We start from the raw sequence: 12486 nt of genomic DNA, 5'->3' as shown, positions 1-12486 counted from the left end.
CACCTGTTTTTCTACACTCCGACTTCCTATACCTCTATTCCTTATTTATTAAGAAAAGAATATAGGTGGAGCACAGCATTCTACTTAGATCATCAGGAAGATTGGGATTCCGATTTATCCTCTACTTCACCCGTATGCTTGCCTTCATCGGTTCCTTTCCAACCATGACGCTGAATGAGGGAAAGATGAGCGCGTTCTTCGGCAAGGCTTTCCGTCAGCATTTCGCTGGTTCGCTTATATGCCGCAGCGCGAGACTGGGTATCGCTCTCCCCTTCCGCCATTTCCTGTACCATCTGGAGATTAAATCTGCGGAACAGATCGGCGCGCTCCCGCGCTTCATAGCGGCCCAGACCGAGTTTCTCCAACGCCAGACGCCCGATTTTCAACGCCCCTTCAAAGGTTTCACGCTCCGGTTGAGCAACGCCCGCGTGTTTAAGCTGAATGTAATGCTCGACATCCCGCGCTCTAGCAATGATTTGCAGGTTTGGGAAATGCTCTTTCGCCATTTCCGTAAGCTGCATACTGGTTGCCGGATCGTCTATGGCATTGATCAACACTTCCGCCTTGACTGCCCCTGCGGATTCCAGCAAATCCATACGTGTCGCATCACCATAAAACACTTTCATTCCGAATTTCCGCAGGGTTTCGATATGCTCAGGATCGTGATCGAGTACCACTACCTTCACGCCGCTGGAAAGCAGCAAGCGGCCTGCTATCTGCCCGAAACGACCAAATCCGGCAATAATGACTCGCGTCTGTTCTTCATCAATTTCATCGGCTTCGCGCTCCGGTCCGTGGTCGGATTTCTCCATTCGCGCCAACAACACCAGTAAAATCGGCGTCATCGCCATTGAAAGCGCCACGGCCAAAGTCAAGGATTTCACCCAGTCTGGCTCTAACACATTCGCCATTTGCGCCGCGCCAAAAACAACAAAGGCGAATTCACTCCCCTGTCCCAAAAATACGGCAAACCAATAGCGCTGCTTGCGAGGAACATTAAGCGGACGCGCAATTAACCACAGGACTGTCGTTTTGATGATAAGGAAGCCCGCCAGCAAAACGATAATACGCAGCGGATTATCGATCAGCGTGCCAAAGTCGATCGACATCCCGACACCGATAAAAAATAACCCCAATAACAAACCCTTAAAGGGTTCAATATCACTCTCAAGCGCGTGTCGGTACTCAGAGCTCGCCAGCAACACCCCGGCGAGAAAAGCCCCCATCGCCATAGATAATCCGACTTCTTCCAGTAATAGACCAAAGCCAAATACCAGAAATAGCGCTACGGCACTGAAAACCTCGCGTAAACCAGAGCGAGCAACAAAACGCAGAGCCGGACGGGTGACATAACGCCCCAACAAAATGACCAACGTAAGCGTTCCGGCAACTTTCAGAGCTGAAAACGCAAAAGCAGCCAGAGTGGTGGATGATTCGCTGGCAGCTAAAAGTGGAATCATCGCAACCAGAGGAATCGCCGCTATATCCTGAAATAACAATACGGAAAAAGCGCTGCGCCCCATCTGCGAAGCCATTAAATTTCGTTCATTCATCGCCTGTATAGCAATTGCCGTTGAGGAGAGCGCCAATGTTAGCCCAATTAAACAGGCAATTTGCCAGCGCAGACCCAGCAACATACAGAACAACCCGATAAGTGCGCCGCAGGCCACCATCTGTAATGCTCCACCGCCAAAGACGGAGACGCGCAAATTCCACAGTCGCTGCGGATCGAGCTCAAGACCAATAATAAACAGCATCAATACCACGCCGATTTCGGCAAAATGGAGAATACTGTCAACATCGGTAACCAGCCGTAATCCCCACGGCCCAATAATACATCCGGCGATCAGATAGCCTAATACCGAACCTAATCCCAAACGCACCGCAATTGGTACGATCAACGCCGCTGCACCAAGATAAATCAGTGCCTGTATGAGCATATGGCTATCCATAAAACGCCTCCTTCCATTCCATCAGACGGTGTTTGTAATGACGAGCCTGGGCCTGAAGCGTTTCATCATCACAAATAAAAGTATTGTGCATGGAAAAAGGCGGTAACCATTTCAGACCGCAATAAAGTGCCGTGGCCTGAAACGGCTGAGCAAGCACCTCAAAGCCGGGATGACTCCCCATGCCAAAATGATTTTCGCCACCGCCGGTGGTGACCGCCCACATCAGATTTTTTCCACGTAACGCCGTACCACCGTGACCATAAGCCCAACCATGAGCCAAAACTTTGTCCATCCACAGCTTAAGCAGCGGCGGCATGCTGTACCACTGCATCGGATGCTGCCAGATAACGAGATCGGCACGAGACAACGCTGCCTGCTCAGCGGCGACATCAATATTGAAATCGGGATAAAGTTGGTAAAGAGAGCGAATTTCTACACCTTCGAGAGTCTCCGCCTGCTCTATCATGCGTTTGTTCGCATGAGAATGCTGCGGATAAGGATGAGCATATATAATTAGAATCATGTCTTTTCCAAAAAGTATTAACGCACTTAATTATTACTATTAAGATAACCTGTTTTACCAAAACGCTTTATTCGATATTAATATCTATTTATATCAATCAATTACATTATTGAGTTTACCCTTTATCAACAATGGCATAACTGCGAGACGCTTAGATTAAAAGCGCTCACATAATCAATTATAGGTATGCCTCACCCTGATTCTCTTCTTCCTGGCAATTGAATCTCTGCGATATGGCATTCTTTAGCGATATATCCTTAGTCTGTTGCACTTTTCCGGCGTTTTCTCAGGAGGCCAAAACTCCTTTCGTTTAGCGAGGCTAATCAGTTAATCTCCGCTCAACAGACCCAGTGCATTAATATGAAGCAGGAATGTTAATTACCCTATTTATTAACAGATAAATTAAAACAATACTAAACAGTAAAGCTAATTCTTACTCATAACAATCACAATAAAATTGAAAAAATGAGAAAAATCCGAGAAAAACAAATAGGGATGTCCAACGAAAATGCAAAGCTGGATTGGGTAACCAACTAATTTAATGATGAAAATCAATTTTGAAAAAAAGAAAAATATAATACCCAAGACTACAATAACAAAAGATCAAAAAGTACTACCAGTCACACGTTTTGTTACTTCGTTCAAAAAATAAAACTCAAGTATAATTTAGCGTGTTAATTAATCACCTCATGAATTATCATTCTTATCTAATAAATGACTCACTCATATGGAGAATGATAATGAAGGTCTTGTTTATCGATGGAGCACAAAAGTCATTGCATTATGATAATAAGAAGATCGTGCTGACAGAAAAGGAATTTTTGATGCTACAGTTCCTGCTCAATCGCAGGAAAAATAATAGTATTCCTATAAACGAAATCGTCACTCACGTTTGGAAAGGTAGAGAGAGCATTATCGGTAAAGGTAACGTTTCGCAGCTGGCTTATCGTTTAAGGAGTAAATTATCAACCATAGGTGATGTCATTCAGATATCCATCTCAATGAACAACGGCGGAAATTGCAAAGTCCAGCGGAACATCATAACAATTATTGCAAGCAATAATGGGATCATGTGTTTTCTGGTCAAGTTCTTACTGAACATTAAGGAAAATAATTCATTATAATCAGGATTAACCTCAATATAAGTAGATCTGAAACTCTGACAGTATAACCAACAGGTATATAACCAAAGATAATCCAGCGTCTCAAACTGGATAAACTAAAAGAATCGTAAATAACTTGAATAGAACAGAAGCAATAATTTATTATTTATAAATAATCAAACCATTGAGTATCGAACGACAATGAGAAATAGCATTTAACTTATCCAAACGAATCGGGCAAAAACGGAAATTAATTACCACACCTCTCTGTTGACTTAATTCTCATTTAGTTCATACGAGAGATGAAATTAACTACCATAGTTGCGAGTTAAAATGATTGATTACACTGATTTTCATGATAACACAGAGCGGATAGGTATTATCAGTTAGCCATTAACAGTGGCAAATAAATGGAGATAACCGCATGTCACTAAAGTCCCCGGCAGAAACACAGATTATTACATGGATAATTATCGGCATTTTTTCTGCTTGGGGAGGTTTAGTACGATACCTGATGGACAGACAAGGCACTCGCAGTAAATGGAGTTGGATGGGTGTGCTCAGCCAAATAACGATATCAAGCTTCACCGGTTTATTAGGTGGATTATTAAGTTTTGAGAGCGGCGCCAGCCATTACATGACATTCCTATTTTCTGGATTATTCGGCACAATGGGCAGCACAGCGTTGAGCTACTTATGGCACCGTTTATCTAATTCGTCAGGGAAGTAACATGGCTTATTTTATACAAAACCATGCCAACAGACAGAACTAACCAATAGTTAGTCCCCAATGGGTCCAAGTTGTTCACTCAGTATTTTAACTTTCACAAAGAGCTACTCATGACATTTTTACTCCCAACTATCTACAGCACCGGAATATTATTGTTCGCCTTGCTTCTTATCGTACTTTTGGTTCGTCATCAGCAGCGAACGTCTAACCAAGCTCAACGGGATAATCAACGGCTAAAAGCGCAGAATGACTTATTGAATGCCCGGTTATTACAGCTGAAAAGACAGGCTGAAGATTTAGCCTCGGCTATAACCAAACAAGCGCAGCATACAAAACAGCTGGAGAAGAAAAATGCATTGTTACGGGAACAACCGCATGTCATCCAGGCCGAAAAGGCCTAAGCTGCTCGAATTACCCCAACACAGCTATCCGACAAAATGCACTCCCACAGAGTCCAAATAACTCTCCGATAAAACTTATCCCACATAATCTTTGAGAGTTAGTCCACCCGTATGAGATTGAACGCAGCAAGATTATCCAGACTAAAATAGGCCTAATATTTACCCCCCCTATACTCCCCATTAATGAATAAGAAAACCTTTCAGAAATACGCCTCTCTCACTAACTTTATTCAACGTCACTGACCGCTTCTCTCCCGTCCTCAAGTTTTCCCTACCACAGCCTGAAAAGAGGCGCAAAAGAATGCAATAAATTTAGCGCATCAGATCAAGCCATTATTATTTAATCAATTAAATACGTTATAACTTATAATTTAATAAAAAAAACAAAATAAGTTTTGCATTAAAATATAAATATCGCTGTCATCACTCAACAAATCAAACACGAATAGCTTAGTTAAGATAAAAATAGAGCATTAACGATATCATCAATTATAACCCGATATTGATTTCTTAATCAGTGATTTATTGAATAGTCTTTTCGTACCAACAAATTGGTTGGTATAAAAAAGGATAAAGATATGAACAAGGTAACCATCACGATTAATACAGAATCAAATACAGTTGAAGTGGAAAAACCAACTGAAATTTATAAAGCTCAAGCAGCGGCTTTAATCTCCGCCCCCCTCAGAGCAAGAGTCGCAGCCGAAGTAGCGCCAAACTCCAGCACCGAGGTCTTCTATCAAAGCACTCCCATTATTCCAGAAAGCCGCCGAAACATAATGATCACTAATGATGGCGCGGCAAACCTCATTACTGCCGAGTATTATTGGTCGCACAGTTTCACTAGCCAATGGTTCCTTTATACGTCCATTGAGGTGAGTGTCGGTGAATCTAAGTTACTGCAGTCACCATCGAACTCTCTATATTACAGCAAAGTGGTATTGGTAAATAAAACCAGCCGAAAAGCGTACGTAACAGCAGAGGAGAAATAAAAGTAGCGATTAATTAACGGATTGTAAATCTTCTATCAGAGGAAAATAGAAACAGCCTGAAAAATCTTATCTTCATGCCAGTGAAGAGCCAGGACTTTACATAAAATTCTGAATTTCGGCTCAAGCCGGATTGAGACTTTTTATGGCCAAAAAAAAGTTTTAAATATTCAATCTGATTTGAATAAATCATGAAAATAAAAGGTAAGTTAAATGAATAAAATTACAGAGTATGACAATATCGCCAGTCTGACTCCTTACCCTGTCTATGCTAGCTCGGCTTACGAGTTTGACTGGAATTCTTCCGCTATCCTTAAGCAAGCGATAATTAAAGGTATATCCTTTATTCCTTACGTTGGAGATTATCTGTCCTCAATTATCGATTTCTTCTGGAAAGATCAAGAACGCGATATTTGGCAGGAAATGATGGGACAGCTGCACCAGCTTATTGAGGAAAGTGTCCTTAAAGCGATTCAGGGTATCTTATTAGGCGATATCGCCGAACTTAAAGGCAAGATTGCATCCGTAGTTTCCGCGCTACAGGATCATCCCGGTACGCCAGAAGCCAAAAGCTTATATATGAGTGTCTCCGTAAATTTAGACAGCGTACAGCGCAAGTTCACTACCTTTGATCACAAAACCAATTACCATATTCTTTCCATGTATTCGACGACTGCTCTGATGCAAATCATGTACTGGACTATGGGTATTGAGCGTAAAGATGAAATTGGATTAAACAACAATGAGGTTGGGCAACTTCAGCGGAACATTGATCAACTGGTAAAGCATGTCGAAGATTATACACAGGGTATTTACGATACAGAGCTAGATATTCAGTACAACGAATCTTCACCCAATACAGTGGCAAATAATGTCATGTACGCCCACGGTTATTGCCGGGTACATGGTATGGAATATACAGAGATCATTCAAAACGTTCAAAAAAATGGCAGTAATACGAAAGGTCTGTATTTAAAAACGTTGTGTTATTTCACCTTCTTTGGCTGGCCAACCAGCCAGGCTCGGATTTTAGCGTTAAAAGATGAAATTAATATGCCTGAGCCATTCAAACCCAGTCTGGTTAATGGTCGCATCAACCAGATTAAATCGATTAAAGGCTATATCCAGCGTATTGGCGGAGCTTTGCGAGTAGGCGGGTTCGAAATTATCTTTGCAAACGGCAACAGATACCAACAGGGTACGGTTACCGGTGAATCCCGCTCAATAGAACTTAATGGAAGCCTGATTAATACGCTCGAAACCTGGGGAAATGGAGCTATCGATGAGGTTAAATTTACCTTAAGCGATGGCCGAACCTTGAGTGTCGGTCAGCGCTATTCAACTAACTATCGGAAATTCGCTCTCGAGGGTCACTATATTTCTGGCATTTTTGTTTCCAGCGATCGAAAAGAGCTGGCCGGTCAGGCCGCGAATATTTGTGTTTCTTACCACCAAAAACAATAGCTTTATTAATATAGAGATTATTTTCAATTCTATTTAAAACTAAAAACAAACAGGAAATAAAAAATGAATAAGATGCCTATGGCTTTATTGTTATCTATTTTTTGCATTTCATCTTATGCAGCTAATGATGTGAGTTCAATTTCAGAGACTAGTGTTCCACCTGAAAAGAACATGCAAAAATCACTCAATAAGAGTGAAACCTATACCTATATAAAGTGTGCTTACCGGAAAAACAAAGATAAATCGTTTGACGCTACGTCATCCTGGGAATGGGGCCGCGCAGGCAATTCAGCCAATGATTATGCCACCGTTAATGGCCATTGGTATTCCAGCGCTATTTTAGCCAATATGTTTTATACGAAATCAACTCATCAGGAAATCAAAGACGTTTGTATTAATACATTAAATAAGAAAAATATTAGTTTTACCGACCTTATCCCTTATGCGTCAGATTACACGTTGTCTTACTACTATTCGTTCTGGAATGAAGGAGACAAAATACCGACAATTGATATTGGTAAAACTAAACTGGACCGAATGGTTGTCTTTGGTGACAGTCTATCAGATACGATCAATGTCTATAATGGTTCCTACGGAACTGTGCCTAACAGTAATACCTGGTATTTAGGGCACTTCTCAAATGGATTGGTTTGGCATGAGTATCTGAGCCAAAAACACATTAAAGTGCCTAGCTACACTTGGGCAACAGGTAACGCGGAGAGCGGCAGCGGCCTTATCTTCTCCGGCTTTGGGCAGCAGCTGGACTCCTTTGAGTCCTATATAAAAAAATCTGATGGGTATTCTATCGGTAAAACTCTTTTTCTGGCTTTATTTGGTGGCAATGATTTCATTACGGGCAGCAAGTCACCTGATGACATCATTAATAACTATAAAAATGATTTAGTCCGACTAAAGAATCTAGGCGCGAAGCAGATTGCGGTATTTAGTCTACCCAACTTTTCTACTGTTCCTGCTGTTAAAGGTTGGAGTCAATCTGATAAAGACAAGTTAAAAAATAAATCTATCGAGTTTAACACTAAGCTAATCTCATTAATCAATTCACTGAAATCGACATATCCTGATGTTAAATGGATTATGCCAAATCTAAATACGGCGTTTGAGGATATCATCAAAAACCCTGAGAAATTTGGCTATGTTAACTCCAAAGACACCTGTTTGAATTTGCGAGATTCAAGTCTCGATTATATTACCGGTGCGTCACCACGAGACGAATGTAAGAATAGTAATGGCGCTTTTGTTTTCTGGGATAATATGCATCCAACCACGAAAACACACGAAAATATCAGTGACATTTTGGCGAATGAAATCAAATTGGCACTGTAATACCTTACGTTGTATCCGATAATCGTCATGCAAAGTGCGCGTATATCTACGGCTGTGGATATACGCTTTTTACGGCCATTAGTTCTCACCGCCGTTCTTTATCAACGTTACGGTTTCTCACTGCTATTTTTTTCTCTACTATTTTTCTCTGCTACTTTTTAACCGTCATTTGTTTTTATTAGTCTTGTTAACAATTCGTTCTCTCAGAGCAAAGACGCAGCCTAATCCGCCTTGTATTTTACTCAATCAGCAATCTATTAGATGAAAAGCGGGGCGTCATTTCACAATGCACATCGGTCGGCCAGAAATCGGTTCGCGATGAATTTGCGCGTCAATCTGAAAAGTTTCCGCCAAGAGCTCCGGCGTCATCACCTCCTCCGGCGTACCCTGAACAATAACTTTGCCCTGCCTCATCATCACCAAATTGTCGCAATAACGGCTAGCCTGATTCAGGTCGTGCAATACTGCGACCAGAGTTTTTCCCTGTTGATTTTGCCGACGGAGCAACGCCATTAGTTCAACCTGATGATTAATATCGAGATAAGTTGTTGGTTCATCGAGCAATAACAGCGGCGTCTGCTGCGCCAATACCATCGCCAGAAATGCTCGCTGACGCTGCCCTCCGGAAAGCTCGCTGACCAATTTATCTGCCAGATCCGCGATCTGAGTATCGCGCATCGCCTGCTCAACTTTGCGTTTGTCATCGGCGCTTAACCGCCCCCACAGATTTAACCACGGGCTGCGGCCATAGCCGACCAGTTCGCATACCCGAATACCTTCTGGTGCAACGTGCTGTTGCGGTAACAATGCGAGTTGACGAGCCAGTTCGCGGCTAGATAATGCGGAAATAGGATAGTTATCAAGCCATATGCTGCCAGATGATGGCGTCAGCAAACGCGAAAAACACTTCAACAAAGTTGATTTCCCACATCCATTCGGGCCAAGCAATGCGGTAATTTTGCCCGCTGGCAGAGTCAGCGATAAGTCGCTAAGAATGGTATTTTTACCGTAGCCAGCGCGCAGGTTCTCAATTGAGAGTTGCATCAGCGGTTTCTCATCAAAAGCCAGAAAAAATAAGGAGCGCCAATCACCGCGGTTAATACGCCGGCTGGCAGTTCAAGGGGAGGATGTAGCGTTCTGGCCAGTAGATCGGCCCATAGGAGGATAAGCGCCCCCACCAACATTGCCGCGGGAATCAGCAGCAAATGACGCCCACCGACTAGTTTTCGGGTCAAATGAGGGGCGACCAACCCGATAAATCCAATCGGGCCGCATACAGCCACGCTGATAGCCGCCAGCGCTACTGCCAATATTAATACCAGCGATTGTACGCGCCGTACCGAAATGCCCAGCGTTGACGCACTATTCTCTCCCAGCGCCATCACGTCCAGATCGCGACAAAACCACAGGCTAAGCGGCAACAGGATGACCAGCCAGGGAGCAATAACCAGAACAAATGACCAGCCTCTCCCCCACAAACTGCCGGTCAGCCATAACAGCGCGTTATTGATTTCCAGCGGATGTGACAGCATCAGATAATCGGTCAGACTGGCGTAAAAAGCGGTCAGAGCCACGCCAGTTAGCGCCAGTTTTAACGCGGCGGATTGACCCGCGCAGACGCGAAGTAGCATAAACGCCAATACGCCGCCCATGAAAGCAATCGGCGGCAACCACAGTACCGATAGAGCGGGAAATAGCATCAAGGCGCTAACCGACGCCAGCCCTGCGGCATGATTCACCCCTAAAATATCCGGTGACGCCAATGGATTGCGAATCACCCCCTGAACTAATACACCGGACAATGCCAGCGCCGCGCCAACCATCATTGCCAGCAGCGCACGAGGCAAACGGTATTCGACGAGCGGAAAATAGTTGTCGTCTGCCGGAAGAAAAGCCATGCGCATCTGGCTGAAACTCAAAGTGTGGGTGCCATAACGCAGTGACAGCAACAATGTCAGCAATACCAACGCCGGCAGCAGTATCAACGTGATGAATGGGCGCTTCATGTTCGGCTCCTGACCAACCAGATAAAGACCGGCGCACCAATCAAAGCCAACACTGCACCGGCGGGGATTTCGCCCGGCCACGCCAGCACTCGCGCCAGTAAATCCGCCAGTAACATCAGCGTAGCCCCCATGATCATGCTGACAGGCAGCATACGGCGTAGGTCATAACCGATCCAACCTCGCGCCATATGGGGTATCAACAAGCCAATAAAGGCCAGCGGCCCAGCTACGCTCACGCAGGCGCCCACCAGCAGCAATACCATCAGATTAATTAATAATCGCAAACGAGGAAGGTTCACTCCAAGTGAGTGAGCGCTTTCATCGCTGACCTGCAATACATTCAAGCGGCTAGCAAGCAGCAACGCCAGTGGAGCCACGATCAGCGTGAAGGGGAATAAATGCCAAAACTCCGGCCAGCGCGCATGAGCAACGCCACCGGCTAGCCAGTTGAGTATGCTGTAGGCCTGATCTTCAGACAAAATCAGCGTTGCTTTGGCCAGAGCAGCACATAGTGCCGATACCGCAACGCCCGCCAGAACCAGCCGGCTACGGTCACCTGCCTGCTGCCAGCCGCCGCCAAGTAGCATAACAACGCCCCAGCTGATACCTCCACCTAAGGCGGCAGCCAAAGCAATGCTAAAGCCAGAAAACAGCTGCGGGCTAAGAGCGCTAACCACTACCATCGCCAGCGAGGCTCCGGCATTAATCCCCAATAATGAGGGGGAAGCCAGCGGGTTGCGGGTCAGCGTTTGCAGCAGACTACCCGCCAGAGCCAGACTGGCACCCAACAGCATGGCGACCAGACTGCGCGGCAAGCGGAGATTCAGCACCAAAGCCTGCGCCAAGGTTGCCGGCGCACCCGGAAACAAAGCGCGCAGCGCCTCTAACGGCGCAATCGGCACGGCCGAGCGGCAAAACAACGTGAGCCAGAAACCAAGCGCTAATACCAACAGTGGCAATGCCCAGCGCCACCCGATAAAAAGGCGTTTTATTAGCATAATAACATTGCGATCATGGCGTTTCGTTTCTTGACCGATGATGCAAAATGGCCACGGCGTCACTGGCGATATGCTCTGCGGCAAAAACCCCGCGCATACGCGCCCAGGTATTGCTATCTACCGCAGCAACATGATTTTGCTGTGCCGCTTTCATCACCTGCCACAGCGGATCTTTCTGCCACTGTCTTACAATACTTTCCTGACGATAATGCGCGACGATCAGCCATTCTGGATCGATCGCTAATAGCTGTTCGAGACTAATATTGGCGAGCGCCTGCTTATTCACGGGTTCAGGCACGATCAGGCCCAAAGCGGTCAAAACGCTGCCAGTGTAAGATTCACGGCTGTGCAGATTGAACTGCTGTTCGCGGGAAGTACCGAATACCACTTTTTCACCTTCCGGCAACTGGCCGGCAAAAGCCTGCATACGTTGATGATGTTCGGCCAAGCGCGGCTGCATTAAGGCATTTTTCCCCAACACTTCACCGATTATCGCCGCTGATTCCAGATTTTCACTGTAGGTTTCATTGCGAGACTTAAGCATCAGCGTCGGCGCAATGCCTTTTAACGCAGCATAAATACCACCGTGGCGGCTGCTGTCCGCGATGATTAAATCCGGTTTTAAAGCCGCAATAGCTTCCAGACTCGGCTGTGAACGTGTTCCAACCGACTGCCACGGCTGAATGCGCTGGCGTACCTCCGGCAATATTCTTTCGGGATCGTTATCGTCCGCTACGCCTACCGGGCTAACTTCAACTAAGGCTAAAGCGTCCACAAATGACAATTCCAAAACCACAACCCGGGAAGCCATGCCATTGAAAGTAAAAGCGCCCTGCTGATCCTGCACCGTCACAGCTCCGGCGTTGCCTAGACATAAACACATCAGACACACGGGAATGGCCAATCGTGAGATAAAAGACATAGAACCTCTGGCAGAAAAAGTAAAAATTACCGGGCATCCTATAGAGACACCCGG

The 12486-nt window shown here is 45.1% G+C and carries 12 protein-coding genes; 6 read left to right on the top strand and 6 right to left on the bottom strand.

Going from position 1 to position 12486, the window contains the following annotated elements:
• Positions 1 to 92: 92 nt before the first annotated feature.
• Both kefC and kefF read right to left on the bottom strand, forming a co-directional pair.
• Complete coding sequence (gene kefC, locus DBA33_RS12640; RefSeq protein ID WP_064515070.1) at positions 93 to 1952, bottom strand: glutathione-regulated potassium-efflux system protein KefC; 1860 nt, start codon at positions 1950 to 1952, stop codon at positions 93 to 95.
• Positions 1945 to 2475 (bottom strand): glutathione-regulated potassium-efflux system oxidoreductase KefF, encoded by a 531-nt coding sequence (gene kefF / locus DBA33_RS12635; RefSeq protein WP_064515071.1) that lies wholly within the window; start codon positions 2473 to 2475, stop codon positions 1945 to 1947. Before kefF ends, kefC begins: the two co-directional genes overlap by 8 nt.
• A 740-nt stretch (positions 2476 to 3215) precedes the next feature.
• On the opposite strand from kefF, the gene DBA33_RS12630 reads away from it, so the two are divergent.
• The 6 genes from DBA33_RS12630 to DBA33_RS12605 all read left to right on the top strand — a co-directional run bounded on the left by DBA33_RS12630 (position 3216) and on the right by DBA33_RS12605 (position 8506).
• On the top strand, positions 3216 to 3599 hold the full coding sequence (locus DBA33_RS12630; protein WP_064515072.1) for a helix-turn-helix domain-containing protein: 384 nt from the start codon (positions 3216 to 3218) through the stop codon (positions 3597 to 3599).
• Between the two features lie 403 nt (positions 3600 to 4002).
• Positions 4003 to 4308 (top strand): phage holin family protein, encoded by a 306-nt coding sequence (locus DBA33_RS12625; protein ID WP_071925577.1) that lies wholly within the window; start codon positions 4003 to 4005, stop codon positions 4306 to 4308.
• 110 nt (positions 4309 to 4418) lie between these two features.
• The gene (locus DBA33_RS12620) at positions 4419 to 4709 is read left to right on the top strand and encodes a hypothetical protein (RefSeq protein WP_064515074.1); all 291 of its coding nucleotides are present in this window, start codon (positions 4419 to 4421) and stop codon (positions 4707 to 4709) included.
• A gap of 578 nt (positions 4710 to 5287) precedes the next feature.
• Positions 5288 to 5701 (top strand): hypothetical protein, encoded by a 414-nt coding sequence (locus DBA33_RS12615; protein ID WP_064515076.1) that lies wholly within the window; start codon positions 5288 to 5290, stop codon positions 5699 to 5701.
• Positions 5702 to 5911: 210 nt separating this feature from the next.
• Positions 5912 to 7162, top strand: a complete 1251-nt coding sequence (locus DBA33_RS12610) for an insecticidal delta-endotoxin Cry8Ea1 family protein (protein ID WP_064515078.1) — start codon at positions 5912 to 5914, stop codon at positions 7160 to 7162.
• A 63-nt stretch (positions 7163 to 7225) separates the two neighbouring features.
• Entirely contained in the window at positions 7226 to 8506 is a 1281-nt protein-coding gene (locus DBA33_RS12605; RefSeq protein WP_064515080.1) for an SGNH/GDSL hydrolase family protein, read from the top strand.
• A 276-nt stretch (positions 8507 to 8782) separates the two neighbouring features.
• Here the strand turns inward: DBA33_RS12605 and fecE are convergent, their stop codons facing one another.
• Genes fecE through DBA33_RS12585 form a run of 4 tightly spaced genes read right to left on the bottom strand, consistent with a single transcriptional unit; the run spans position 8783 to position 12432 of the window.
• Positions 8783 to 9550, bottom strand: a complete 768-nt coding sequence (fecE, locus tag DBA33_RS12600; protein ID WP_120806580.1) for a Fe(3+) dicitrate ABC transporter ATP-binding protein FecE — start codon at positions 9548 to 9550, stop codon at positions 8783 to 8785.
• On the bottom strand, positions 9550 to 10512 hold the full coding sequence (fecD, locus tag DBA33_RS12595) for a Fe(3+) dicitrate ABC transporter permease subunit FecD (RefSeq protein WP_064515084.1): 963 nt from the start codon (positions 10510 to 10512) through the stop codon (positions 9550 to 9552). Before fecD ends, fecE begins: the two co-directional genes overlap by 1 nt.
• Complete coding sequence (fecC, locus tag DBA33_RS12590) at positions 10509 to 11510, bottom strand: iron-dicitrate ABC transporter permease FecC (RefSeq protein WP_064515086.1); 1002 nt, start codon at positions 11508 to 11510, stop codon at positions 10509 to 10511. The genes fecD and fecC overlap by 4 nt, the downstream gene beginning before the upstream one ends.
• 13 nt (positions 11511 to 11523) lie before the next feature.
• Positions 11524 to 12432: a Fe(3+) dicitrate ABC transporter substrate-binding protein FecB gene (locus tag DBA33_RS12585; protein WP_064515088.1), complete on the bottom strand. Its 909-nt coding sequence runs from the start codon at positions 12430 to 12432 to the stop codon at positions 11524 to 11526.
• Between the last annotated feature and the right edge of the window lie 54 nt (positions 12433 to 12486).

Origin of the sequence: Yersinia sp. IP36721, from assembly GCF_003634395.1 — a bacterium.
In the GTDB taxonomy this organism is placed as follows: Bacteria; Pseudomonadota; Gammaproteobacteria; order Enterobacterales; family Enterobacteriaceae; genus Yersinia; species Yersinia entomophaga.
This window is presented reverse-complemented; position numbering and strand designations above follow the sequence as displayed.